Annotated in this window: 18 protein-coding genes and 1 pseudogene; 13 read left to right on the top strand and 6 right to left on the bottom strand. The window is 64.2% G+C overall.

Going from position 1 to position 24,840, the window contains the following annotated elements; all coding sequences use genetic code 11:
- Positions 1 to 238: 238 nt before the first annotated feature.
- On the bottom strand, positions 239 to 1,246 hold the full coding sequence (locus Q4I12_RS04690) for a hypothetical protein (protein ID WP_302260773.1): 1,008 nt from the start codon (positions 1,244 to 1,246) through the stop codon (positions 239 to 241).
- Between the two features lie 94 nt (positions 1,247 to 1,340).
- On the opposite strand from Q4I12_RS04690, the gene Q4I12_RS04685 reads away from it, so the two are divergent.
- From Q4I12_RS04685 to Q4I12_RS04670, 4 genes are all read left to right on the top strand, one after another.
- Positions 1,341 to 2,348 carry an NAD-dependent epimerase gene (locus Q4I12_RS04685; RefSeq protein ID WP_204626365.1) on the top strand — a complete coding sequence of 336 codons (1,008 nt, stop codon included), beginning with the start codon at positions 1,341 to 1,343 and terminating at the stop codon, positions 2,346 to 2,348.
- Positions 2,345 to 4,516 carry a peptidase U32 family protein gene (locus Q4I12_RS04680; RefSeq protein ID WP_302260772.1) on the top strand — a complete coding sequence of 724 codons (2,172 nt, stop codon included), beginning with the start codon at positions 2,345 to 2,347 and terminating at the stop codon, positions 4,514 to 4,516. The genes Q4I12_RS04685 and Q4I12_RS04680 overlap by 4 nt, the downstream gene beginning before the upstream one ends.
- 462 nt (positions 4,517 to 4,978) lie before the next feature.
- The gene (locus Q4I12_RS04675; RefSeq protein WP_302260771.1) at positions 4,979 to 5,956 is read left to right on the top strand and encodes an N-6 DNA methylase; all 978 of its coding nucleotides are present in this window, start codon (positions 4,979 to 4,981) and stop codon (positions 5,954 to 5,956) included.
- Between the two features lie 209 nt (positions 5,957 to 6,165).
- Positions 6,166 to 9,759, top strand: a complete 3,594-nt coding sequence (locus Q4I12_RS04670) for a UvrD-helicase domain-containing protein (protein WP_302260769.1) — start codon at positions 6,166 to 6,168, stop codon at positions 9,757 to 9,759.
- Between the two features lie 438 nt (positions 9,760 to 10,197).
- Here the strand turns inward: Q4I12_RS04670 and Q4I12_RS04665 are convergent, their stop codons facing one another.
- The 3 genes from Q4I12_RS04665 to Q4I12_RS04655 are packed head-to-tail and all read right to left on the bottom strand — an operon-like array spanning position 10,198 to position 12,034.
- Positions 10,198 to 10,935: a septal ring lytic transglycosylase RlpA family protein gene (locus tag Q4I12_RS04665; protein ID WP_204626658.1), complete on the bottom strand. Its 738-nt coding sequence runs from the start codon at positions 10,933 to 10,935 to the stop codon at positions 10,198 to 10,200.
- On the bottom strand, positions 10,935 to 11,768 hold the full coding sequence (locus tag Q4I12_RS04660; RefSeq protein WP_006007091.1) for a hypothetical protein: 834 nt from the start codon (positions 11,766 to 11,768) through the stop codon (positions 10,935 to 10,937). Before Q4I12_RS04660 ends, Q4I12_RS04665 begins: the two co-directional genes overlap by 1 nt.
- Positions 11,765 to 12,034, bottom strand: a complete 270-nt coding sequence (locus Q4I12_RS04655) for a hypothetical protein (protein WP_168935309.1) — start codon at positions 12,032 to 12,034, stop codon at positions 11,765 to 11,767. Before Q4I12_RS04655 ends, Q4I12_RS04660 begins: the two co-directional genes overlap by 4 nt.
- 592 nt (positions 12,035 to 12,626) lie before the next feature.
- On the opposite strand from Q4I12_RS04655, the gene dsrA (Q4I12_RS04650) reads away from it, so the two are divergent.
- From dsrA (Q4I12_RS04650) to amrA, 9 genes and pseudogenes are all read left to right on the top strand, one after another.
- Positions 12,627 to 13,940: a dissimilatory-type sulfite reductase subunit alpha gene (gene dsrA, locus Q4I12_RS04650; RefSeq protein ID WP_289615891.1), complete on the top strand. Its 1,314-nt coding sequence runs from the start codon at positions 12,627 to 12,629 to the stop codon at positions 13,938 to 13,940.
- A gap of 18 nt (positions 13,941 to 13,958) precedes the next feature.
- The gene (dsrB, locus tag Q4I12_RS04645) at positions 13,959 to 15,104 is read left to right on the top strand and encodes a dissimilatory-type sulfite reductase subunit beta (RefSeq protein WP_168935311.1); all 1,146 of its coding nucleotides are present in this window, start codon (positions 13,959 to 13,961) and stop codon (positions 15,102 to 15,104) included.
- Between the two features lie 60 nt (positions 15,105 to 15,164).
- Positions 15,165 to 15,401 carry a dissimilatory sulfite reductase D family protein gene (locus Q4I12_RS04640; RefSeq protein ID WP_297158610.1) on the top strand — a complete coding sequence of 79 codons (237 nt, stop codon included), beginning with the start codon at positions 15,165 to 15,167 and terminating at the stop codon, positions 15,399 to 15,401.
- A 642-nt stretch (positions 15,402 to 16,043) separates the two neighbouring features.
- Positions 16,044 to 17,690, top strand: a complete 1,647-nt coding sequence (locus Q4I12_RS04635; protein ID WP_302260763.1) for a sigma-54-dependent Fis family transcriptional regulator — start codon at positions 16,044 to 16,046, stop codon at positions 17,688 to 17,690.
- Between the two features lie 512 nt (positions 17,691 to 18,202).
- Positions 18,203 to 18,897 (top strand): IS1 family transposase gene (locus Q4I12_RS04630; protein ID WP_302259955.1). Its coding sequence is split into 2 segments (ribosomal slippage): positions 18,203 to 18,521 and positions 18,521 to 18,897, totalling 696 coding nucleotides; the frame shifts between segments, so codons are not numbered across the junction.
- An 11-nt stretch (positions 18,898 to 18,908) separates the two neighbouring features.
- Positions 18,909 to 20,150 (top strand): annotated as a pseudogene (gene dsrA / locus Q4I12_RS04625) (dissimilatory-type sulfite reductase subunit alpha); the annotation flags it as partial.
- Positions 20,151 to 20,167: 17 nt separating this feature from the next.
- Positions 20,168 to 21,313, top strand: a complete 1,146-nt coding sequence (gene dsrB / locus Q4I12_RS04620) for a dissimilatory-type sulfite reductase subunit beta (protein WP_168935315.1) — start codon at positions 20,168 to 20,170, stop codon at positions 21,311 to 21,313.
- Positions 21,314 to 21,372: 59 nt separating this feature from the next.
- Positions 21,373 to 21,609, top strand: coding sequence for a dissimilatory sulfite reductase D family protein (locus tag Q4I12_RS04615; protein WP_302260760.1), 237 nt, complete (start codon positions 21,373 to 21,375; stop codon positions 21,607 to 21,609).
- Between the two features lie 554 nt (positions 21,610 to 22,163).
- Positions 22,164 to 22,730 (top strand): AmmeMemoRadiSam system protein A, encoded by a 567-nt coding sequence (gene amrA / locus Q4I12_RS04610; protein WP_302260758.1) that lies wholly within the window; start codon positions 22,164 to 22,166, stop codon positions 22,728 to 22,730.
- A gap of 483 nt (positions 22,731 to 23,213) precedes the next feature.
- Here amrA and tnpA read toward each other — a convergent pair whose 3' ends face one another.
- Together tnpA and Q4I12_RS04600 are read right to left on the bottom strand one after the other, a co-directional pair.
- A complete protein-coding gene (tnpA, locus tag Q4I12_RS04605) occupies positions 23,214 to 23,669 on the bottom strand; it encodes an IS200/IS605 family transposase (protein ID WP_302260756.1) in 456 nt (151 codons plus the stop codon).
- A 319-nt stretch (positions 23,670 to 23,988) separates the two neighbouring features.
- Positions 23,989 to 24,561, bottom strand: coding sequence for a hypothetical protein (locus Q4I12_RS04600; RefSeq protein ID WP_297158601.1), 573 nt, complete (start codon positions 24,559 to 24,561; stop codon positions 23,989 to 23,991).
- Between the last annotated feature and the right edge of the window lie 279 nt (positions 24,562 to 24,840).

Here is a 24,840-nt window from a genome sequence, read left to right as displayed (position 1 = left end):
CGTCGTCTTTGCCCGGGCCTCGCACCGGGACACGGACGACAAGCAAAAATAAAAAAGGAGAGGCTCCTCAAGGAGCCTCTCCTTTTTGAAATAAAACGCGCCGGGAAGGGACAGGGCCGAAGGAGGCCGCACGCACGCTCCCCGTTGCGATGGAAGCGATCACGGCAGCGGGAGCAGCCGCCTTTGAGGGAGGAGGAACTCCTTCGCCCCAAAATGCCGGTGCCTCAGGCCGTGTTGCTTAGGCCTTGGGCTTGCCATCCTCCACGACCACATCGGCGTCGGTCACGTCGTCCTTGCGGGGCGCGGCCGTATTCTTGGGCGCTTCGCCCAGGTCTTCGGGGTCCACATCCACGATGTCCTCGGCAGGCGCGTCGCCCTTCTTTTCCCCGGCTTCGAGGGCCGCGGCATCGGCGGCGGCTTCCTCAGGCGTGTAGGCGGGGCCGGGCGGCAGGGCATAGCCGCCACCATCCACGGCCTGCAGGGGTTCGATGCCCCGGTTGAGGGGGATGCTGCCCTTGCTCACCAGCACGATGCCGGTCTTTTCCAGCACCTCGCGCCGGTAGGCGTATTCCTGCTCCATGCGGCGGTGGCGGTAGATGAGCAGCAGGCGCCCCAGATAACAGGCCGCCAGCAGGGCCGCGATGCTGCCCGCGATCCACGGGATGTAGGGCTTGAGTGCGGCACCGAAGGCCACCACGGCCGAGAACATGCCGTCCACGAAGACCAGGGCCGCGGCCAGCAGCAATATGCCCAGCAGGATGACCACAGTGGGCGCGTGCTGCACACAGGCGTAGAAATAGCGCAGCCGCTTGGGCACCATGCGTTCCGAGCCGGGCTTGCCGGGCTGGCGCTCCCGCTCCAGGGTGTTGGAGACCCAGAGGCCGGAAAGATGCACGATGAGCAGCAGCGCCACCGGAGCGGCCACAGCGCCGATGGCCCAGCCCAGGATGGGGAACTGAGCTTCGGGCGGGCCCCCGGCCAGCGACGGCTTGGCGTGCATGATGCCGTAAAAGAAGGCGATACCGCCGATGATCAGCTCAAGGAAGAAGATCGCGATGAGCAGATAGATGATGGTGTCGCGATTCTCGCCCTTGTACCAGTGACGGATGGCCTCGTCCCTGCCGGCGTCGGCAGCGGCTCCGGTCTTGCCAGCGGCGGCACCGGCGGCTTTCTTGCCGGTCCCGGCGGCGCTGTTGCGCATTTCGGAAGCGTTGCTGGACGCAAAGGTGGATTCGTTATTTTTCATGTTCCCGAACATAGCCGGGCGGGGCAGCGGAGGCAAGAGCAAACCCTTGCCCCGGAAGCGCTTCTGGCTTAGTCTGCGCCAACAGGAGGACAGCATGCATATTCTCGTTACCGGAGCCGCGGGCTTCATCGGCTATCATCTCTGTGACCGTCTGCTGGCCCAGGGCCACACCGTGGTTGGCCTGGACAACCTCAACGACTATTACGACGTCCAGCTCAAGAAAGACCGTCTGGCTCAGCTGGAAGGCCGTCCCGGTTTCCGCTTCGTACTGCAGGACATGGCCGAACGCGAAGCCATGAGCGCCCTGTTCGCGGCCGAAAAGTTCACCCATGTCATCAACATGGCGGCCCAGGCCGGTGTGCGCTACAGCCTCATCAATCCCATGGCCTATGTGGATTCCAACCTGGTGGGCTTTGCCAACCTGCTGGAAGGCTGCCGCCACAACGGCGTGCAGCACTTCGTCTTCGCGTCCTCCTCGTCGGTCTACGGGCTCAACACCAGCCAGCCCTTCTCGGAACACAACAACGTGGACCATCCCGTGAGCCTGTACGCGGCCACCAAGAAGAGCAACGAGCTCATGGCCCACTCCTACAGCCACCTGTACGGCCTGCCCTGCACGGGCCTGCGCTTCTTCACGGTCTACGGCCCCTGGGGCCGCCCGGACATGGCCCTGCAGCTCTTTGCCCACGCCATCATGAAGGACGAGCCCATCAAGGTGTTCAACGGCGGCCGCATGCGCCGCGACTTCACCTATATCGACGACATCGTGGAAGGCGTGGTGCGCCTGCTGCCCCTGGCGCCCAAGCCCGACCCGCAGTGGGATGCCGCCACCCCCGACCCGGCCACCAGTTCCGCGCCGTGGCGCATCTACAATATCGGCAACAACCAGACCGTGGAACTCAACGATTTCATCGCCGCCCTCGAAGAGGCGCTGGGCAAGAAGGCCATCCGTGACCTGCTGCCCATGCAGCCCGGCGATGTGGAAGCCACCTGGGCCAACATCGACGCTCTGTCGCAGGCCACGGGCTTTGCGCCCGTGACGCCCCTCAAGACCGGCATCGAGCGCTTTGTGGCCTGGTTCAAGGAATATTATTACGCATGAGTGACATCATCCTGTCCGCCCCTACCCCGGAACGCCCGGAGATCCTGGCCCCGGCCGGTGACGCCCAGTGCTTCACCGCGGCCCTGGCCGCCGGCGCCGACGCCGTGTACCTGGGCCTGAAGCACTTCTCGGCCCGTATGCAGGCCGAGAACTTCGGCCTTACCGACCTTTCGCGCCTCACCGACCTGGCCCACGAGGAACAGGCCCGCGTCTATGTGGCCATGAACGTGCTGGTCAAGCCGCAGGAGACCGCGGCGGCCTACCGTCTCATCCATCGTCTGGCCCGGCAGGTGCGCCCCGACGGCATCATCGTGCAGGATCTGGCCATGCTGGATCTGGCGCGGCAGGCCGGTTTCGAGGGCGAGATCAACCTCTCCACCCTGGCCAACATCACGCACCCGCAGGGCCTGCAGACCGCCAAGGACCTGGGCGCCAGCCGCGTCATCCTGCCGCGCGAGCTCTCCATCGACGAGATCCGCGCCATGGGCGAGGCCTGTCCCGAAGGGCTGGATCTGGAATGCTTCGTCCACGGCGCGCTGTGCTACTGCGTGTCGGGGCGCTGCTACTGGTCCAGCTACATGGGCGGCAAGAGCGGCCTGCGCGGCCGCTGCGTGCAGCCCTGCCGCCGCGTCTACCGTCAGGGCGGCGCCGCTGCCGCGGCCATGGCCAAACAGGCCGAACAGCAGGCCCGCGAACAGGGCCGCAACGGTCGTGACGGCGGCCGCGACATGCGCCGTCCCCGGCCCCAGCGCAGCAACCCCGGCAAGGGGCGCGACGGCCGTTTCTTCTCCTGTCTGGACCTTTCGCTGGACGTGCTGGCCAAGACCCTGCTGCACATCCCGCATCTGGTCTCGTGGAAGATCGAAGGCCGCAAGAAGGGCCCGCACTACGTCTATCACGTGGTCACGGCCTATCGCATGCTGCGCGACAATCCCGGCGACCCGCAGGCCCGCAAGGACGCCGAGGCCATCCTTGAGATGGCGCTGGGCCGTCCCGGCAGCCGTGCCCGCTTCCTGCCGCACAAGGACAACCTCATCCCCACCGACCCGTCGGGGCAGACCAGCTCCGGCCTGCTGGCGGGCAAGATCAATGTGACGCCCGAAGGCCAGGTGCTGCTCAAGCCCCATTTCGAGCTGCTGCCGCAGGACTATCTGCGCGTGGGCGTGGAAGACGAACGCTGGCACGCCACCCTGCCCGTGACGCGCCGCACGCCCAAGGCGGGCACCCTGATGCTGCGCCTGCCCAAGCACAAGACGCCCAAGGCGGGCACGCCGGTCTTCCTCATCGACCGCCGCGAGCCCGAGCTGATGCAGATCCTCAGGGAGTGGCAGGCCCGGCTCGACCGCATGCCCACCCGGCCCAGCAAGGCCGTGGAGAGCGAGTCCCGTCTGCCCCGGCCCGTCAGGCCCGCGCCCCGGCCCGAGATGGTGGTGCGCGCCAGCATGCCGCAGGGCCGCGAGACCCGCGGCTGCCGCAGCCAGAACACCGGTCTGTGGCTCTCGCCGCGCACGGCCGAGATCTCGCGTACCATCGCCCCGCGCATCTGCTGGTGGCTGCCGCCCGTCATCTGGCCCGAAGAGGAAGAGGCCATCCGCCGCCGTCTGGCCCACTTGACCCGCGAAGGCGCGCGCCACTTCGTCTGCAACGCCCCCTGGCAGCGTGACCTGTTCCCGGCGGAACTGCTGGCCCGCATGAACGACGAGCCCGAGGATCCCAAGCACAGCGATGCCCTCGACCTGCTGGCCGGGCCCTTCTGCAACGTGGCCAATGCCGCCGCGCTGGGCGTGCTGGCCGACATGGGCTTCAAGGGCGCGTACATCAGCCCCGAACTGCCTGCCGACGACATCCTGGCCCTGCCTCGCCAGAGCCCGCTGCCGCTGGGCATGGTGCTGGGCGGCTTCTGGCCCGTGGGCATCAGCCGCTTCGGCCTGCTGGGCATCAAGCCCAACGAGCCGTTCATGAGCCCCAAGGGCGAGGTCTTCTGGGCCCGCCAGTACGGCGGCAATGTCTGGCTCTATCCCGGCTGGCCCCTGGATCTCACCGCCAAGCGGCAGGAGCTCCAGCAGGCAGGCTACAGCTTCTTCGCCCGTCTGGAAGAGAACCCGCCCTCCAGTCTGCCCGAGATGCGGCGCCAAGGCCTGTTCAACTGGGACGGTGCCCTGCTGTAACATATCAAAATAAACGGAAAAACGGGGGAGGGAGCCCCTTAATCCTTGCTATCGATGCCGTAAGGCGCCTATGCGCCAACGGGCACGGCCTGCGGCCGCCTTCGGTCGCTGCTGGCGGCAAAAAGGGGTTCCCTCCGTACCCCCTTCTTCCCCAAAACCCGCACACAGGAAAGACAAACGGTATTGCCCACGGGGATACCGTCTGTGCCCAAAGGAAATGGCTCCGGCACGTTTTCCGGTACTGTCTCCCGCGCAACCGTAAAGCATCACAGGGCCATGCCGCAGGCATGGCCCTGTTTTTTCATGTAACCGCCCTTTCAGGTGGGGACGCTTTTCCATGTTTCGCGGAAAGTCACCGGAAGGCAGCCCGCGAGCGCCATGTCCGTTGCAACAGGACGAACCGCGGCATCGCCCACAGCGCCCTCCTCCCCTCCAGCAAGCCGCCATCACCACCGTACGCCCATGAACGATACCGCCATCACGACCGCCCGTGCCCTCTTCCCCCGGGGCCTGCACCAGCCGCAGGACAGCTACCGTTTCGGCGCGGACGCCCTGCTGCTGGCGGCCTTCGCGGCGGAAAGCCTTGCCTCCCTGCCGGGAACGGCCCCCCGGAAGGTGGCGGAGCTTGGCAGCGGCTGCGGTGCGGCCCTGCTGGGCCTGTGCCTGTATCTCTCGTCCGGCACGGCGGAGATGGCAGGGCACCGTCATCAGGCAGACGCGCTGCCCCGCCAATGCCCCTGCACGCAGCCTTCAGAAGCACCCTCCGCTGCCGCTGGCGGACAGCCGGTGGGAGAAGGCCGTGGAGGACACAACGCCCCTCACCTGCACGCTCTGGGGCTGGAGCAGGACACGGCCTTATGCGCTGCGGCCACGGCAAACGCCCGCCTTCTGGGGCTGGAAGATGTGTGCCGCTTCCGGCAGGGCGACCTTGCCGACACGCATTTTTTGCGGGACTGCGGCGAAAATGCCTTCCATCTCGTTCTGGCCAACCCGCCCTATGCGCTGACGGGCAGCGGCCGACCCTCGGCCAGTGCCCGGCGCGACGCCGCCCTGCGCGGCCCCGCCTCTCTGCACGACGGCCCGCACGCCCGCCAGCGGCGGCCCGGCCCCAATGGCGTTTCTGATCCGCTGGCCGTGTTCTGCCATGCGGCCCGGCGCCTGCTGCGCCATCACGGTCTGTTCTGCTGCATCTTCCCGGCGGAGGACCTGTCCCGCCTGCTCTCCACACTGGAGCGGGAGCGTCTGGGCTGCCGCCGCATCCTGCCCCTCTGCCCCCGCGCCGGAGAAGCCGCCAAACGGGTGCTGGTGCTGGCGCGCAAGGACGCTGCCGCCCAATGCCGGCTGGAAGCTCCCCTGCCCCTGCACGACGGACAGTGCTGGAGCCGCGGGGCCCTTGCCTTCTGCCCCTGGCTGGGCGCGGGCCATGAGGAAAAAAGATAGCGCCCTCCCATCCCTGAAAACAGGGAGCCACGACGTGCAGCGGCCCGGTGTCGCAAAGGCAGCCACCCGGAAGTGCCTCTATCCCAAGGACGGTCCGAGCCCCTCACCGCAGCTGACAGGTGCGGTCACGGGAATGCACCGCCCTTGCCTTGCGACCGGCTTTCCATAACAATATCGGTTTCCTCATCCTGACATCGCGGAGCCTGTCCATGAATTTCATCGCCGACCTGCACATCCATTCCCGCTTTTCCCGTGCCACCAGCAAACAGCTCTCGCCCCGGCATCTGGCTGCCTGGGCCCGCTGCAAGGGCATCAACGTGCTGGGCACCGGCGACTTCACCCACCCGCAATGGCGGGACGAGCTGCGCCGGCAGCTGGTGCGCGACGAGGCCAGCGGCCTGTACCGCCTGTCCGGCCCGGCGGAGGAGCTGGACTTTTTGCAGGGGAAGACACCGCCGGATGCCGACGGGCCGCTCTTCCTGCTCCAGACCGAGATCAGCTCCATCTACAAGCGTCAGGGCAAGGTGCGCAAAGTCCACAACCTGATCTTCGTGCCCACGCTGGACGATGCCGACCGCCTTTCGCAGCGGCTGGAGCTGGTGGGCAACCTGCATTCCGACGGCCGTCCCATCCTGGGCCTGGACTCCCGCGACCTGCTGGAGATGACGCTGGATGTCTGCCCCGAGGCCGTGCTCATCCCGGCCCATGTCTGGACGCCGTGGTTCGCCCTGTTCGGCTCCAAGTCCGGTTTCGACCGGCTGGAGGACTGTTTCGACGACCTTTCCTCCCACATCTTCGCGCTGGAGACGGGCCTTTCCTCGGACCCGGGCATGAACCGCATGGTCAGCCAGCTGGACGGTTACGCGCTCATCTCCAATTCCGACGCCCACTCCGGGGCCAATCTGGGCCGCGAGGCCAACTTCTTTGCGGGCGCGCCCTCCTATGACGGCATCTTCGCCGCCCTGCGGGCCGCGGCCCGTCGCCTGCCGCCCGACCGGCAGCCCCAGGACTGCCGCTTCCTGGGCACCATGGAATTCTACCCCGAAGAGGGCAAATACCATCTGGACGGCCACCGGGCCTGCGGCGTGGTGCTGGAACCGCGCGAAGCCCTGGCCCTGGACAACATCTGCCCGGTCTGCGGCAAGCCCCTGACCATCGGCGTGCTGCACCGCGTCTGCGAGCTGGCCGACCGCGAAACGCCCGCCAGCCTGCTCCACGAGCCGGAGGCCCGGCCCCTGATCCCCCTGCCCGAGCTGGTGGGCGAGATCCTGGGCGTGGGCAGCGGCTCGCGCAAGGTGCAGGACAGGTACGCGGCCCTGCTGCGCGATCTGGGGCCCGATCTGGACATCCTCTGCCGCATGGACGAGGAGCAGGTGCGCCGCCACTGGGAGCCGCTGGGCGAGGCCGTGGCCCGCATGCGCCGGGGCCAGGTCATCCGCAAGGGCGGCTATGACGGCGAATACGGCGTGGTGCGCGTCTTCAGCCCCGAAGAAGCCGCGGAATGGCAGGGGTCGACCCGCAGCCGCAGCCTGCTGGACGGTGCCGCGCCCCGCAAGCGCGGACGGCCCAAAAAGGTGGCGGAACCCGCCCCGCAGGCCCCGGAGCAGGAGACCGCCGCCACGGTGGCGGCCATCCGGGTGCGCCGCAAGAAGGACAGCGCCGCGCCTGCCGAAAGCGAACCCGAGCCCGCCACGCCCGACGGGCGCACGCTGGGCGGCTTTTCCCCGGCACAGGCCGAGGCCCTGACCGCCGGGCTGGAGACGGGCACGCCCGTGCTGGTGCTGGCCGGGCCCGGTGCGGGCAAGACGCGCGTGCTGGTGGGCCGTCTGCAATATCTGCTGGCCCATGACGTACCGGCCTCGCAGCTGCTGGCCGTGACCTTCACCCGACGCGCCGCGCAGGAGATGCGGCAACGCCTGCAGGCCCCGGCCGGAGACGGCGCTGTCCCCGCGGCCCTGCCCCGCTGCGATACCCTGCATGCCCTGGCCTGGAGCGTGGTGCAGCGGGAGCTGCCCTCGGCGCTGCTCCTGCCCGAAGACGCAGCCAAAGCCCTGTTCGTGGATGCCGGGCACCCGGAGAGCCGCGAAGAACGCAAGGCCCTGCGTCGCCTTTGGGAGCGTTTGCAGTGGTCTCGTGAACAGGGGCTGTCCGCCGACGAGCTCCCCGACGACCTGCGCGCCGCCGTGGCCGACTGGCAGGCTGCCCGTACCGTGCGCAGCCAGAGCCCGCTGCTGGATTACGCCGACCTGCTGGAATTCTTCCTTTTCCATCTGCGCGCCCGTCAGGGCGAGGACATCCGGCCCGATCTGGAGCACAGCCTGCTGCCGCCCGCCTGCCGGGTCCTGCTGGCTGCCGCCGTGACGGAACGGCACCATCCGGCCCAGACGTCTGCCCCTTCTCCCGCGACTTCCGCCGGGCCGGACACGACGCCCGAGCATCATGAAGCCCCGCACAAAGGCCACGCCGTGCCGCGCCAGATGTCCCTGCTGGGCATGGTGGCCGCCACGGCAGCCCCCGCCCCTGTTCCTGCACCCTCCCGCCGGGCTTCGGCCCTGCCCTGGCGGCATGTGCTGGTGGACGAGGTGCAGGACCTTTCCCCGGTGCAGCTGCGCCTGATCCGCGCCCTGCTGCCCGAGGACGGCAACGGCTTTTTCGGTATCGGCGACCCTGACCAGGCCATCTACGGCTTCCGTGGCGCCAGCGGCCAGAGCGAGGACAGCCTGCGCGCCCTCTGGCCCTCCCTGCGCGTCTGCCGTCTGGGCCAGAGCTACCGCGCCAGCCAGGGCGTGCTGGACATGGCCCAAAATCTGCTGCAGGGCCGCGGGCACTGCGGCGCCCTGCAAGCCATGCGCCGGGAGCAGGCCCGCCTGCATCTTTTCTCCGCCCCCGACCAGCAGGCCGAGGCCCGCTGGATCGCGGGCCGCATCCGTCAGCTGCTGGGGGCCACGGCCCATACGCTCATGGACCAGATCGCGCAGGAAGACGAGCTGGCCGGGACCCTTTCTCCGGGCGACGTGGCCGTGCTGGTGCGCCTCAAGGCCCAGATACCGGTCATCCGCCGCGTGCTGGAGCAGGAGGGCATCCCCTGCGCCGCGCCCGCGCAGGAGGACTGCTGGCAAGATCCCCTTTGCGCCGCCGTGCTGCGTCTGGCCATCGCCCGCGGCCAGGGCGAGGCCCCTGTCCCTGTCAGCGACGACGCCGAGAGCGACGACCTGCTGCCCCTGCTGGAACAGGCGCTGGATCTGGCCCCGGACGCGCCCCTGCCCGACCCCCAGGCCCTGCAGGCCCGCCTTTCCGGGCACAGCCGCCTGCCCGCCCCGCTCTGGCAGGGCACGGCCTGGAAGCAGCTTTGCCGTGCATGGCAAGACTGCGGCCAGTGGGAGGCCCTTGTGCAGCAGCTGGGCCTGCAACATGAGGCGGAACTCATCCGCGCCCGCTCGGAACAGGTGCAGATCCTGACCCTGCACGCCTCCAAGGGTCTGGAATTCCAGGCCGTGTTCCTGCCCGGACTGGAAGAGGGCCTGCTGCCCATGCGCCGGGACCTGCTGCTGGAGAACCCGGACGACGACATGTCCCCCGCCGCGCAGGCCGCCCGTCTGGAAGAAGAGCGCCGCCTGTTCTATGTGGGCCTGACCCGCGCCGCCCGCGCCCTGTATGTGAGCCACAGCGCCGGGCGCCGCCTCTTCGGCCGGGAACTGGCGCTGGAACCCTCCAGCTTCCTGCCGCTGGTGCGCGACTTCTGCCGCCAGAGTACCCTGGCCCGCCACACCAAGGCCGTGCGGGAGCACCTGTCGCTGTTCTAGATGGAAAGGCTGTCTTGAGGGAGGGGGGACCCCCCCCACTGGCGCGAGAGGGGTTCCCCCCTCCCTCAAACTCCCTCCCCCTTCCCCAGCGCGCGTCATTCGACAGCCATTCCCGCAGAACGATCCATCATCCTGTTTCCGTATGACCGTCATCCGTCCTGCCCTCACCGGGCAGGAAACAGCCGCCCTTGTCGCCAACGGCGGGACCCGATGGAGCGGAGCAGCAAGCCTTGCGCGGTATCGTCCTTGCCGGACAACGACGGGACCAGCCATGCCTCCAAAAGAAAAGTTTTAGGGAGGATGGGGGGAATTTGAGGGGGGAAGGGAGACCCTTTTTCAAAAGGGGCCCCTTCCCCCTCAAGCCGTCTCCATGCCATAAAAAACGGGCCGTTCCCCGCAGGGAACGGCCCGTTCGACATGTCAAAGGATGGCAACAAGCTAGCTCGCGCCGCCGTCGCCCACCACGAAGGCGTGGGGGTACAGGGCACGCAGCACGCGCATCATCTCGTCGGCCTTGCGGGAGTCTTCCCACGGGCCCACCTGCACGTTCCAGAGGTTGTTGCTGCCGAAGATCATGCGGCCCTTCTGGCCGCTGCGGGTAAGACGCTCGATGAGGCCCTGGGCGTTGTCCTTTTTGGAGAACGCGCCGATCTGGACGAAGAAGTTGCCGCGCACCACATCGCCGTCTTCCACCTGGGGCACGTCGCCCAGGCTCTGGATGCGCACCCGCGCCGTGCCCTTGCCGATGACGCCCAGCCGCTGGGCGGCTCCGCGCGAAAGGTCGATGACACGGTCGTCCACGAACGGCCCGCGGTCATTGATGCGCAGGATGAGGGAACGGTGGTTCTCCAGGTTGGTCACGCGCACTTCCGTGCCCAGGGGCAGGATCTTGTGCGCGGCGCTGATGTTGTACTGGTTGAAACGCTCGCCGCTGGCCGTCTTCTTGCCGTGGAAGCCGGGGCCGTACCAGGAGGCCACGCCCTCTTCCACGAAGCCGTGGGCCGACTTGAGCGGATAGTAGGTCTTGCCGCGCACGGTATAGGGCTTGGAGCCCGGTACGCCGCCCTTGCGCCAGGAGGTGTCCCTGCTGCCGCAACCGGCCAGCAGCACGGCCGCCAGCAACAGGCAGGACAGGTTCACCAGCAGACGGGGGAAGGAAAACTGTCGCTCCGTCATCATCGTCCCTCTTCCTGCAGTTGTTCCAGCTGCCGCAACAGGGTCAGGCTCTCGGCATCCAGGCGACCCATTCGGGCGGCGCATTCCAGCATGCAGCGGGCCTCCTCGCTGCGACCGGCCTCCAGCAGGTCCCAGGCCGCCAGCATGTACAGGCGCTGGGGCCGGCTCCCGTACAGGGCGGAGAGCAGGTCGTCATACAGGTCGGCGAACACCGCACGGGCCCGGGCCTCTTCCATGACCAGCCAGCGGGCCAGATGTGTGTTGTCCTCCTGCCCTTCCAGATAGCGAAGCAGCAGGAACAGGCCATGCCGCAGCACATGCAGGATGCGCTGCAGCTCGCGCGCGGAGCTCTCGGCGGTCTGCTCGCCCAGCTGGCGCAAAGGATCGTAGAGCTCGGCCGTCACGCCCTGATGGCGTCCCAGCTGGGCCAGACGGTTGGCATAGTGCTGGCGCTGGAAGGCGTCCTCGCGCAGTTTGGCGCACTCGTGGAAGGCATAGCCCACGCACCAGTCGATGAGCGCCTCCACCGGCTGCTGGCTGACCAGGCCGTCGGGATGACGGCTGCCGGAATACTGCCAGAGCAGGATGGCGTCCTTGTCCGGGGTCTGGGACTGGCTGTTGCGGAACAGGTGATGCGCCGTATCCTTGAGGCGCCAGAACACGCCCTTGCGCATGGCCTCGCCCAGGAGGTCGCGGATGGACGAATAGGAAACGGCGCCTTCGTGATCGAAACGGCGGCGCTGCTCTTCCAGCCCCTCATAGACCTGGCAGTAGTCACGCACCAGGTCGCGCACTAAAAAGGCCTTGCGTTCCGGCGACCAGCGCCCGTTCACAGACCGGCCTCCTCCAGCAGGGCGCGGGCCACGGCCGCATCATAGAGCTTGAGGGGATCGGCATCGGCGTTGCGCTCCTCACGGTACAGGCGCGCCGCGTCTTCGATGACCTGCAGGTCCAGCCACTGGTGGCGGTCCCAGACCTCGGGATGGTCGGACTGCCAAAGGCGGAACTGCACGCCGCCGTCCTCACCGCGCCGCACGTACATGCGGGCCCTGTGGTCCGCGGCATTGGGGAAATAGTACAAACCACGCTCGTCTTTCATGCTTTTTTCCTTGCTGGGCCGCTCCCGGCGGCACTGTGAAATACTGCCCGAACCATAGCCGCTAATGCCTTTTTTGCCAAGGCGAGCACAGGGGGCGCTCCCGCAGGGGACAGCGGAACGCTCTGCACAGGCTGCCCGGCAATGGACCGGTCCCGTGACTGCACCGTGTCTATCAGGGCGGCATAGCGTATATTTTTGGAGAAGTTGATATGATATTTTTTTCACATAGTTATCCGCACCATACAAACAACATGCCTGCGCAGCCCGCATTGTGTCTGTGCTGTGAAAAAGCGGTCAATCACAAGAAACAGCGGTTGTCATCGCCAAAGAAATACGCTAGAAGAAGCAGAACTGCATTGCAGCCCGCAGTGCCGGACGTCCAACAGCGTCTGCCGCTGCGCCTGCGATCCCCCGTCTGACTACGCCGGACAGGGAACAGCACCTGGGCCTGCACACATATGTGTGCAGGCCGCAAGACGAGGCCGCCCCGGCGGCGTTTTGTCGTGTGCGGTTCCGGGCTACTCCGGCCCCAAGCGTCATGACGAAGGCACATCACGCGATGTGATACAACAAACCATGTGGAGGTATGGCAATGGCGAAACATGCAACCCCCCTGTTGGACCAGCTTGAAAGCGGCCCCTGGCCGAGCTTTGTGTCCGACATCAAACAGGAAGCCGCCGCCCGTGCGGCCAATCCGAAAGGGCTCGACTACCAGATTCCCGCTGATGCCCCTGAAGACCTGCTGGGCGTTCTGGAACTTTCCTACGAAGAAAAGGAAACCCACTGGAAGCACGGCGGTATCGTGGGCGTGTTCGGTTACGGTGGCGGCGTTATCGGCCGTTACTGCGACCAGCCCGAAAAATTCCCCGGCGTGGCCCACTTCCACACCATGCGTGTGGCCCAGCCCGCTGCCAAATACTACCACACCAAGTTCCTGCGTGACCTGTGCGACATCTGGGATCTGCGCGGTTCCGGTATGACCAACATGCACGGTTCCACCGGTGACATCGTGCTCCTGGGCACCCAGACCCCGCAGCTGGAAGAAATCTTCCACGACCTGACCCACAAGCTGAACGTCGACCTCGGTGGTTCCGGCTCCAACCTGCGTACCCCCGAAGCCTGCCTCGGTCAGTCCCGCTGCGAATATGCCTGCTACAACACCCAGGACATGTGCTACCAGCTGACCCAGGACTACCAGGACGAACTGCACCGTCCCGCCTTCCCCTACAAGTTCAAGTTCAAGTTCGACGGCTGCCCCAACGGCTGCGTGTGCGCCATGGCCCGTTCCGACTTCGCTGTGGTGGGTACCTGGAAGGACGACATCAAGATCGACCAGGATGCCGTGAAAGCCTACGTGGGCGGCGAATTCAAGCCCAACGCCGGTGCTCACGCCGGTCGTGACTGGGGCAAATTCGACATCCAGAAGGAAGTCATCGACCTCTGCCCCTCCAAGTGCATGAGCTGGGACGGCAACAAGCTGTCCATCAAGACCGCCGACTGCGTGCGCTGCATGCACTGCATCAACACCATGCCTCGCGCTCTGCACATCGGTGACGAACGCGGCGCCAGCATCCTCGTGGGTGCTAAGGCCCCCGTGGTGGACGGCGCCCAGATGGGTTCGCTGCTGGTGCCCTTCATCTCCTGTGAAGCTCCCTACGATGAAATCAAGGAAGTCATCGAAAAGATTTGGGACTGGTGGATGGAAGAAGGCAAGAACCGCGAACGCGTGGGCGAAACCATGAAGCGTCTTTCCTTCCAGAAGCTGCTCGAAGTCACCGACACCGAAGCCGCTCCTTACCACGTCACGGCTCCCCGCTCCAACCCGTACATCTTCTTCAAGGAAGAAGAAGTGCCCGGCGGCTGGACCCGCGACCTGGCTGAATTCCGCAAACGCCATCAACGCTAGTTTAAGGGGGAGAAGAACATGGCTTTTATTTCTTCTGGGTACAATCCCGCCAAACCGATGGAAGGCCGCATTACCGACATCGGCCCCCACAAGTACGACGAATACTTCCCGCCGGTCATCAAAAAGAATTTCGGCAAGTGGCTGTACCACGAAATTCTTGAGCCCGGCGTGCTGATGCACGTGGCCGAAGGCGGCGACAAGGTGTACACCGTCCGCGTGGGCGGCACCCGCACCATGTCCATCACCCACATCCGCGAACTGTGCGACATCGCCGACAAGTACTGCGGCGGTTACCTGCGCTGGACCACTCGTAACAACATCGAATTCATGGTGGAAGACGAAGAAACCATGAAGGCCCTGCGCGACGACCTGAACAGCCGCAAGTTCGACGGCGGTTCCTTCAAGTTCCCCGTGGGCGGCACCGGCGCTGGTATCAGCAACATGGTGCACACCCAGGGCTGGGTGCACTGCCACACCCCCGCCACCGACGCCTCCGGCCCGGTGAAGTGCGTGATGGACGCCATCTTTGATGACTTCAAGGACATGCGTCTGCCCGCTCCCGTGCGCATCGCCCTGGCCTGCTGCATCAACATGTGCGGCGCCGTGCACTGCTCCGACATCGGTCTGGTGGGTATCCACCGCAAACCGCCCATGATCGACCACGAATGGGCTGACCAGCTGTGCGAAATTCCTCTGGCCGTGGCCGCCTGCCCCACCGCTGCCGTTCGTCCCACCAAGGTTGAACACAACGGTCAGAAGGTGAACTCCATCGCCATCAAGGAAGACCGCTGCATGTACTGCGGTAACTGCTACACCATGTGCCCCGCCCTGCCCATCGCCGACCACGAAGGCGACGGTATCGCCATCATGGTGGGCGGCAAGGTGTCCAACCGCATCAGCATGCCCAAGTTCTCCAAGGTCGTCGTGGGTTACATCCCCAACGAACCTCCCCGTTGGCCCAGCCTGACCAAGACGGTGAAGCACATCGTCGAAGTCTACGCCGCCAACGCCAACAAGTACGAACGTCTGGGCGACTGGGCCGAGCGCATCGGTTGGGAAAGCTTCTTCAAGCTGACCGGCCTGCAGTTCACCCACCACCTGATCGACGACTTCCGCGATCCGGCTTACTACACCTGGCGTCAGAGCACCCAGTTCAAGTTCTAAGCCGAGCTTGAAAATACCCCGGCGGCGCTTTCCGGCGCCGCCGGGTTCAGGAGAAAAAAAATGGCTGACGAAAAAGACGTTGTTGTCGAATTCCTGAAGAGCAAGTCCTCCTCCAAGTCCAAGTTCTACTTCAAGGACTTCACGGAGCTGTTCCCCGAAAAGGGCCCCCGCGAAGTGAAGAAGATCCTCACCAAGCTGGTGAACGAAGAAGTTCTGGAATTCTGGTCTTCCGGCTCCACCACCATGTACGGCCTGAAGGGCGCTGGCAAGCAGGCCCACACCGAAGGCGAAGACTAGTCTTTTTGCCTTCGGCTTTTGAACGCCCCGACTGCAACGTCTGTGCGTTTACAAAGGCCATTGGAGCTTCGACTCCTTTCTCAAGAAATGCCACAACCTCTGTTGTGGCGTTTCTTGTTTTGTCCTTGTAAAAATCTTCCGGGGCCTGCGGCATCTCCAGCGTCCGGCAGCGTCCTTCCATCCCCGCGACACGCTCCCTACCGGCGCCTGTAGCCCCTCAACGCCGCCGTGCGCAGAATCGGCCGCATCCCTCCCCACTCTTCTTTCCAGCCTTCCTTGCGACCGTTCCGGCATCACACGCCCCTTCTGCGGCATATCCTTCCCAGTCATGACATCGGGGAGCACCGGCCGCCTTTTTCCGGGACAGTACGCCTTACGCCCGCTGTCGGGCGGCGAAGCTCCGCCCGGACAAAGAGACTCGTCCCTCACCTCTGGCCATGAAGGAGCGCCCCCACGACCACGGGACGGCATCGTCGCCGCTCCAACTATTTTTCGTTGAAAAAGCCTGCCGTCACCAGTAGTCTGGGGCTGCGACACGCCCAAAAGATCCTGCCCACCACTATTTGGCCGGGCGCAAAGAGCACGAGAGCGCCTTACCGCTCCCATCAGCTCTGGATACAGCAGCCATCAGACGGAGAGACCATGCACGACCACCATCCAGCTTTTCCCCGCACCGGGGCCACAGCGGACCTGCCTGCCGGAACCCCGGCCCCCGAACAGGACATGGGGCAGACCCGGGCCCTGCTTCTGGAGATGGCCCGCTGCCAGTCGCTGGACCAGATCTTCCGTCTGGTGGCGGAGACCTTCGCCGCCCGGCAGGACGTGGCCCTGTGCCGCATCTGGCTGCTGGAACAGACCGAGCCGAGCCTCTGCGCCAGCTGCCGCCATTTCTACGATTGCCGCGACCATCGCCAGTGCCTGCGGCTGGCGGCCAGCACCGGGCGTTCCCGCGTGGACGGGCATGCCTGGACCGCCCTGGATGGCGAGCACAGCCGTTTTTCCCTGGGGCTGGGCAAGGTGGGGCTCATTGCCCAGTCAGGCACCGCCTATCATGTGGATGCCGTCCGCCCGGATATGGACTGGGTGACCTCGCCCGACTGGATACGCCGGGAAGGCATCCGCACCTTCCTGGGCCAGCCGCTGGTGCACCGCGGCCGCGTGCTGGGGGTCTTCGCGGTCTTCAGCCGCGAAGTGCAGGATGCCCAGGCCATGGACCGCCTGCGCATGATCGCGGACTATCTGGCGGTCTCCATCGCCAATGCCCAGGCCTTTGAAGAGCTGACCCGCCTGAAGCGGCAGCTGGAGATCGAGAACGCCTACCTGAAGAACGATGCCCTTCCCCCGGCCGCCCTGGCGCTGACAGGGGACAGCCCCTGCATGCGCATGCTGAAGGAAAAGATCCGGCAGGTGGCTTGTACGGACATGCCCGTCCTCATCACCGGCGAAGCCGGGAGCGGCAAGGAAGCCGTGGCCGCCGAGCTGCACCGGCAAAGTTTCGTGGCCGGCGGGCCGCTGGTGCGGGTCAACTGTGCCGCCATCGCGCCCGACAGCTTCGAAGACGAGTTCTTCGGCCATGCGGCCCGCATGGGCTTTCTGGAGGCCGCCTCGGGCGGGACGCTCTTCCTGGATGCCGTGGACGAGCTCCCCCTGCCTCTGCAGGCCAGGCTCCTGCGCGTCCTGCAGGACAAGGAGTTCCACCGCGGCGGCGAGGACAGCGGACACCGGCTCAGCGTACGCCTTGTGGCCGCCACCAGCCGCGACCTCTACGAGCTGGTGCGCGCGGGGCTTTTCCGCGAAGACCTCTATTACCGCCTCAATGCCTTCCCCATCCGCATCGCTCCCCTGCGTGAGCGCCCGGAAGACATCCTGCCGCTGGCCCAGGCCTTTCTGGAACATGACCGGGCCCACCTGCAGCGGCCGGAACTGGCCTTTGCCGACGACGCTCCGGGACGCCTGCAGACCTATGCCTGGCCCGGCAATGTCCGCGAACTGCAGGAATGCCTCCTGCGCGCGGCCGCAGGCAGCACGGACGGTCTCCTGCACCTGGAGGCCCTGCCGCCGTCCCCTCCCTCTGCCGCGCCCCGGCCCGTCCTGCCTGCCGACGACAACGCCATCGTCTTTACCGAGGCGGAGATGCAGGCCCTGGAGCGGACCAATATCGCCAATGCCCTGCAACGGTGCCACGGCAAGATCTATGGCGAGGACGGGGCCGCGGCCCTGCTGGGCATCAGCCCCACCACGCTCTGCTCCCGCATCAAGAAGTTCGGCCTCCGCAAGCAGGACGTCTGATCCGGGCCGGAAGGCACGCCGCGCCGGGGAGCCCGGCCCGCGCCGGCCCTCACGGCCCGCACGTCCTGCCATGCCCCACTCCAACACCGCAGGATGGCGGCGCATCTTCGGACGGTCCTGACCGTGCCGGAGCCCCGCGCCCTTTACCCCTCCTCGATTCAACGATTTTTCGTTAAAACAACACCACGAGCATAAATTTTGCCGTCTAAAAACGAAAATTCCTCTTTTTCTATTGCCAAGAGCAACGATTTTTTGTTACCAAGAAGCCATGCCGTGGCTGGAAAGGCCATCTTTACCCCCGAGGATGCGCCATTTTTTCAGCATTTGGTAAAATATTCAACGATTTTTCGTTGAAATATGCACTCATGGAGGTATGGCAATGCCGAAACATGCGACTCCCCTGCTGGACCAGCTCGAAAGCGGCCCCTGGCCGAGCTTTGTGTCCGACATCAAACAGGGAGAGTATTGCATAAAGAATGTTATAATGGTATACTCCAGTTAAGGAGTTCTTTATGCAATACTGTCCAAAATGTGCGTCAGAGCGGATTGTGAAGAATGGAAGACACTTGGAGCGTCAGAGATTTCGCTGCAAAGACTGCGGTTTTCAATTTACCCGTGACACTCCCAGAGGACGACCGGCAACGGAAAAGGCAATGGCCATCCTGCTTTATACTTTGGGCCTTTCGTTTAATGCCATAGCACGTATTTATGGAGTTGCAACATCGACCGTCATGCGTTGGGTCCGGGATTTCGCTGAAAAAACTTATGAAAAGCCTTCTCCTGGGGAAGCTGTCATCATAGAACTTGATGAGATGTGGCACTATTTGCATTCAAAAAAAACAAACTATGGCTCTGGAAAGCTTATTGTCGCGATACCGGTCAACTCATTGACTGGGAATGTGGCAATCGTGACCAAAGCACTCTTGCAAGATTGATGGCAAGGCTTCGCCGTTGGTCTGTCTGGTTCTTCTGTACCGACAACTGGAAAGTATATCCACGGGAAATACCCGAGGACGACCTCATTCAAGGAAAACGGGGAACCGTGCGAATTGAACGAAATAATGCCCGCCAAAGACACTGGTTTGCCCGTTTCAAACGTAAATCTCAGGTGGTTTCAAGGTCCTTGCGAATGGTTGATCTCACAATATCTCTCTTTGCCAGATTTCATGTGAACGGGCAAAGAGAAGATATTTTATCATTCTTTTAGCAATACTCTCCAAACAGGAAGCCGCCGCCCGTGCGGCCAATCCCAAAGGACTCGACTATCAGATCCCCGCTGATGCCCCCGAAGACCTGCTGGGCGTCCTGGAACTTTCCTACGAAGAAAAGGAGACCCACTGGAAGCACGGCGGCATCGTGGGCGTGTTCGGTTACGGCGGCGGCGTCATCGGCCGTTACTGCGACCAGCCCGAAAAGTTCCCCGGCGTGGCCCACTTCCACACCATGCGTGTGGCCCAGCCCGCTGCCAAGTACTACAACACCAAATTCCTGCGCGACCTGTGCGACATCTGGGACCTGCGCGGTTCCGGCATCACCAACATGCACGGTTCCACCGGTGACATCGTGCTCCTGGGCACCCAGACCCCGCAGCTGGAAGAGATCTTCCACGTTCTGACCCACAAGCTGCACAACGACCTCGGCGGTTCCGGCTCCAACCTGCGCACCCCCGAAGCCTGTCTCGGCCAGTCCCGCTGCGAATATGCCTGCTACAACACCCAGGACATGTGCTACCAGCTGACTCAGGACTACCAGGACGAGCTGCACCGTCCCGCCTTCCCCTACAAGTTCAAGTTCAAGTTCGACGGCTGCCCCAACGGCTGCGTGTGCGCCATGGCCCGTTCCGACTTCGCTGTGGTGGGTACCTGGAAGGACGACATCAAGATCGACCAGGATGCCGTGAAAGCCTACGTGGGCGGCGAATTCAAGCCCAACGCCGGTGCTCACGCCGGTCGTGACTGGGGCAAGTTCGACATCCAGGCCGAAGTGGTGGACCGCTGCCCCTCCAAGTGCATGAGCTGGGACGGCAACAAGCTGTCCATCAAGACCGCCGACTGCGTGCGCTGCATGCACTGCATCAACACCATGCCCCGCGCCCTGCACATCGGTGACGAACGCGGCGCCAGCATCCTGGTGGGCGCCAAGGCCCCCGTGGTGGACGGCGCCCAGATGGGCTCGCTGCTGGTGCCCTTCATCTCCTGTGAAGCGCCGTATACCGAGATCAAGGAAGTCATCGAAAAGATCTGGGACTGGTGGATGGAAGAAGGCAAGAACCGCGAACGCGTGGGCGAGACCATGAAGCGTCTTTCCTTCCAGAAGCTGCTCGAAGTCACCGACACCGAGGCCGCTCCGTACCACGTCACGGCTCCCCGCTCCAACCCGTACATCTTCTTCAAGGAAGAGGAAGTGCCCGGCGGCTGGAACCGCGACCTGGCCGAATTCCGCAAACGCCATCAACGCTAGTGTAAGGGAGAAAGACCATGGCTTTTATTTCTTCCGGCTACAATCCGGCCAAGCCCATGGAAGGGCGCATCACCGATATCGGTCCCCGCAAGTACGATGAGTTCTTCCCGCCGGTCATCAAAAAAAATTTCGGCAAGTGGCTGTACCACGAGATCCTCGAGCCCGGCGTGCTGATGCACGTGGCCGAGGGCGGCGACAAGGTGTACACCGTCCGCGTGGGCGGCACCCGCACCATGTCCATCACCCACATCCGCGAGCTGTGCGACATCGCCGACAAGTACTGCGGCGGCTACCTGCGCTGGACCACCCGCAGCAACATCGAGTTCATGGTGGAAGACGAAGACACCATGAAGGCCCTGCGCGACGAGCTCAACAGCCGCAAGTTCGACGGCGGTTCCTTCAAGTTCCCCGTGGGCGGCACCGGCGCCGGTGTCAGCAACATGGTGCACACCCAGGGCTGGGTGCACTGCCACACCCCCGCCACCGACGCTTCCGGCCCCGTGAAATGCGTCATGGACGCCATGTTCGAGGACTTCAAGAACATGCGCCTGCCCGCGCCCGTGCGCATCTCCCTGGCCTGCTGCATCAACATGTGCGGCGCCGTGCACTGCTCCGACATCGGCCTGGTGGGCATCCACCGCAAACCGCCCATGATCGACCACGAATGGGCCGACCAGCTGTGCGAGATCCCGCTGGCCGTGGCCGCCTGTCCCACCGCTGCCGTCCGTCCCACCAAGGTGGAACACAACGGTCAGAAGGTGAACTCCATCGCCATCAAGCAGGACCGCTGCATGTACTGCGGCAACTGCTACACCATGTGCCCCGCCCTGCCCATCGCCGACCACGAAGGCGACGGCATCGCCATCATGGTGGGCGGCAAGGTCTCCAACCGCATCAGCATGCCCAAGTTCTCCAAGGTGGTCGTGGGCTACATCCCCAACGAGCCGCCGCGCTGGCCCACCCTGACCAAGACGGTGAAGCACATCGTCGAAGTCTATGCCGCCAACGCCAACAAGTACGAACGTCTGGGCGACTGGGCCGAACGCATCGGCTGGGAAAGCTTCTTCAAGCTGACCGGCCTGAAGTTCACCCACCACCTGATCGACGACTTCCGCGATCCGGCTTACTACACCTGGCGTCAGAGCACCCAGTTCAAGTTCTAAGCCGAGCTTGAAAATACCCCGGCGGCGCTTTCCGGCGCCGCCGGGTTCAGGAGAAAAAAATGGCTGACGAAAAAGACGTTGTTGTCGAATTCCTGAAGAGCAAGTCCTCCTCCAAGTCCAAGTTCTACTTCAAGGACTTCACGGAGCTGTTCCCCGAAAAGGGCCCCCGCGAAGTGAAGAAGATCCTCACCAGGCTGGTGAACGAAGAAGTGCTGGAATTCTGGTCTTCCGGCTCCACCACCATGTACGGCCTCAAGGGGGCCGGCAAGCAGGCCCATACCGAGGGCGAAGATTAACTGCCGGGCGGTCGTGCCTCCCGCACCGGCAACAGTCCGTCCCCACGCAGTCGGGACCGCGACGGACGCAAATATCATACGGTATGCCGCCAAATACCGTTCAGGAGCATGTGCCCTGCCTTACCCCACAGAAATGCCGCGAGCCATCGCGGCATTTCCGTTTTCCGCACGGATGCAACGCCTGTCCGGCGAAGGCAAGGGGCCCTGCCCCGCCTATCGTCCCCGGCGGTCTGCGGCGACAGCGCCCCCGGTGTTTCCCGTCCCGCTTTCCGGCGGCGGCAGGGATGGGCAAGGGCCTGCGCCAGTCCCTCCGCCTCCTGCCTGCGCCGGGCAGCGCTTTTGTACCTGCCGGTCACCGGGCTGAACGGTCCCTCCTCCCCATGCCGCCCCTCCTGCGCCCGCATCACAGCCGGCTTGAATCCTCCGCCCGCCCCGCCTACACTGCGGCCATATGCCGCGACCTGCCGCCCTTCACAGCTTTCCGTGCGGGCATCAGGCGGCCGCGAGCCCCTCGGGATCGCGCACTTCCTGCGCGCCCGTTACGGAGGTCTGTCATGGGCGTCACCTTTTCCCTCAATGACGAAGAACGGCAATGGCTCTCCCGGCTGGCCCGGGACAGCATCACCACGGCCCTTGAGGGCCGGGAGGACGTCCCGCCGCCCCTGCCGTCCGCGCTGGCCGGAGGGACGCTGGCCCAGTCCCTGGGCTCCTTCGTGACCCTGAACAAGGACGGCGACCTGCGGGGCTGCATCGGCAACATGGTGGGCCGGGAGCCGCTCTGGCAGAACGTCTGGCGCATGGCCCGTGCCGCCGCCTTCGAGGATCCCCGCTTCCCTGCCCTGGATGCGGAGGAATGGCCGCACTGCCACCTGCACATCTCCGTGCTGGGCCCCCTGAGCCCTTGCCCCGACCCGGCGCGGGTCGTCATCGGCCGTCACGGCCTGCTGCTGCGCCTGGGCATGCGTCAGGGCGTCTTCCTGCCGCAGGTGCCCGTGGAACAGGGCTGGGATCTGGGGCAATATCTGGAACATCTCTGCCGCAAGGCCGGTCTGCCCGCAGGCAGCTGGCGTGATCCGCAGGCCCTGCTCTTCTGGTTCGAGAGCCTGGTCTTCGAGGCCTGAACCAAAGAGCCCTGAGGAGGAAGTATCCCTGCCTGCCGCGCTGTCCGTGCCCCTTCGCAGCAACAGGCGGAGGAGAAAATGGCCCGCTCACGCCAGCGCGAAGAGGGCCCACCCCTCGCGCGCTTTCTCCGGAGAAGTGTCTCCACAAAGGACCGGAGGGTCTGCCCTCTTGATTTCTTCACGCCGGGGGCGGCATCCTGCCGCCGTGTCCGACAGCGGATGCCCCACGGATGCGGCCTTCTCGAAGCCCGCGCGCCTCTATCCTTTCCCCGATATATCGGTCCACAGACGAAACGCCGCCGCCTGAAATATCCCAGCCGCCATACGGGACGGCTTGCGGTCCGCCGTCCTGAGCCCCGGGCGAAAGTCCACAACCACCCGCAAAGCGGGTGGTTTGCTCTGGCCCTGTAAGGGCCTGTTACCGGCTGCGCCTAAAGACGCTGGCTTTCACGCTGTTCAAGCCCAGTGCCCTTGCCGCCTTGGCTACCCCTTAAAGGGGTCTTGATATTCGCGTGATGTCAGCTTGTCTCTCATAATGTCGTGACGTTCCTGATCCTGGATATATTTTTTGATCGTTGCCTCATTAAGCCCCACCGTACTGACATAATATCCTTCGGCCCAAAATTTTCTGTTGCCAAACTTATATTTAAGGTTTGCGTGCTTATCGAATATCATCAACGAACTTTTCCCTTTCAGGTAGCCCATGAAATTTGCCACACTGATTTTAGGAGGAATGGACACCAGCATGTGGATATGATCCGGCATCAGATGCCCTTCCAGAATCTCAACCCCTTTATATTTGCAGAGGCATTGCAGAATTTCTTTTATACTTTCACGGAGCTGTGCGAAGATTATTTTTCTTCTATATTTTGGAGTAAAGACGATATGATACTTGCACAACCATTTCGTATGCGCTAGGCTATGAGCCTTGGTTCCCATAACAAAAACACCTTTCCGTTAATGTTGCGATGGGCTTGAACAACTTCATCGTAGCGGAAAGGTGTTTTTGTGTGTATAACGTATTGTCTCCACCCGCATAGCGGGTGGTTTTTTGTTTCGCGCCTGTCAGGCGCTCAACAGGCTAAAGCCCATAACAAAAGGGACGTTCCCTGTACGGGAGCGTCCCTTGTTCTTTTATCAGCTGTTTCCCGTCCCCTCGTTTCCAGCCTGATGAAACGCATTGGGAAAAGGACGAGAAGCGGAAGGAGGGCCCCTTTCCTGCGTCAGGCAAAGACGGCTCCCCGCAAAAATATATCTCCTACGACGTGGGCGGCACGATGGGATCGCCGTACATCTTCCAGGTCAGCGGGCGATAGATGGAGATCAGGACCATGGCGAAGATGATGGCTACCTGGACCAGGCTAGCCCAGAGTTCTTCCGGCAGGATACAGGAGCGCACGAAGCGCAGGGGCCAGTCCAGCCCCATGGGCGTGAGCCATTCGATGCAGCGGTCACCCACGGGCAGCCAGAAGAAGGTGCCCCAGAAACCGGCGCAGAAACTGATGATCCACTTGAAGGTGACCCAGGCGAATTTGAAAAAACCCAGTGAGGTGAAGATGGAATAGAGCAGGCCGGTGAGCACACAGCCGATGAGCCCGGGCATGACCACCCAGGAATCCACGATATAGCGGCAGTATTCCACCAGCTTCACGGTCGCCGGATCGTCCATGCCCAGTTTGAGGAAACCGAGGGCCTGCATGGAAAAGGCGCCGCCCGCCCAGGCCAGGGCCGCCAGCAGGTGCAGGGCCTTCATGCCCTTGATGATATGGTTGTCACGTGCGCTCACGCCCTTGCCGCGCGAGCCGTAATTCCTGACCCGTTCGCTGAACACTATGACATCCTCCCGCACGCCCCCTGCGGGGCCTGCTCTGCGACGCCCTTTCCCGGGGCAGCCGCTCTTTTGACGCTACCCAGCGGAGCCTGTTTTTTCAAGCCCCGCGGGATGGCTGCGAGGGACGCAGGCATCCCGCACGCTCCGGAGCCGTCCGTCCGCGTGCCATGCTCCCGGTCACAGAAAGCCCCATCTCTCCCTGCCGGGCCTTCGGGAAACGATCGGGCCGTATGGCAGGCCCCGGAAAGAAAAAGCCGCCCTGCGCCTCCATCAGGCACC

Origin of the sequence: Desulfovibrio piger (genome assembly GCF_951793255.1) — a bacterium.
In the GTDB taxonomy this organism is placed as follows: Bacteria; Desulfobacterota; Desulfovibrionia; order Desulfovibrionales; family Desulfovibrionaceae; genus Desulfovibrio.
Note: the sequence above shows the minus strand (reverse complement) of the source record. Positions and strands in the feature narration are given on the sequence as shown.

Bases quoted from the DNA above. Each gene is read 5' to 3' on its own strand.
- Q4I12_RS04690 (WP_302260773.1), bottom strand. From the start codon at position 1,246: ATGAAAAATAACGAATCCACCTTTGCGTCCAGCAACGCTTCCGAAATG.
- Q4I12_RS04685 (WP_204626365.1), top strand. From the start codon at position 1,341: ATGCATATTCTCGTTACCGGAGCCGCGGGCTTCATCGGCTATCATCTC.
- Q4I12_RS04680 (WP_302260772.1), top strand. From the start codon at position 2,345: ATGAGTGACATCATCCTGTCCGCCCCTACCCCGGAACGCCCGGAGATC.
- Q4I12_RS04675 (WP_302260771.1), top strand. From the start codon at position 4,979: ATGAACGATACCGCCATCACGACCGCCCGTGCCCTCTTCCCCCGGGGC.
- Q4I12_RS04670 (WP_302260769.1), top strand. From the start codon at position 6,166: ATGAATTTCATCGCCGACCTGCACATCCATTCCCGCTTTTCCCGTGCC.
- Q4I12_RS04665 (WP_204626658.1), bottom strand. From the start codon at position 10,935: ATGACGGAGCGACAGTTTTCCTTCCCCCGTCTGCTGGTGAACCTGTCC.
- Q4I12_RS04655 (WP_168935309.1), bottom strand. From the start codon at position 12,034: ATGAAAGACGAGCGTGGTTTGTACTATTTCCCCAATGCCGCGGACCAC.
- dsrA (WP_289615891.1), top strand. From the start codon at position 12,627: ATGGCGAAACATGCAACCCCCCTGTTGGACCAGCTTGAAAGCGGCCCC.
- dsrB (WP_168935311.1), top strand. From the start codon at position 13,959: ATGGCTTTTATTTCTTCTGGGTACAATCCCGCCAAACCGATGGAAGGC.
- Q4I12_RS04640 (WP_297158610.1), top strand. From the start codon at position 15,165: ATGGCTGACGAAAAAGACGTTGTTGTCGAATTCCTGAAGAGCAAGTCC.
- Q4I12_RS04635 (WP_302260763.1), top strand. From the start codon at position 16,044: ATGCACGACCACCATCCAGCTTTTCCCCGCACCGGGGCCACAGCGGAC.
- dsrB (WP_168935315.1), top strand. From the start codon at position 20,168: ATGGCTTTTATTTCTTCCGGCTACAATCCGGCCAAGCCCATGGAAGGG.
- Q4I12_RS04615 (WP_302260760.1), top strand. From the start codon at position 21,373: ATGGCTGACGAAAAAGACGTTGTTGTCGAATTCCTGAAGAGCAAGTCC.
- amrA (WP_302260758.1), top strand. From the start codon at position 22,164: ATGGGCGTCACCTTTTCCCTCAATGACGAAGAACGGCAATGGCTCTCC.
- tnpA (WP_302260756.1), bottom strand. From the start codon at position 23,669: ATGGGAACCAAGGCTCATAGCCTAGCGCATACGAAATGGTTGTGCAAG.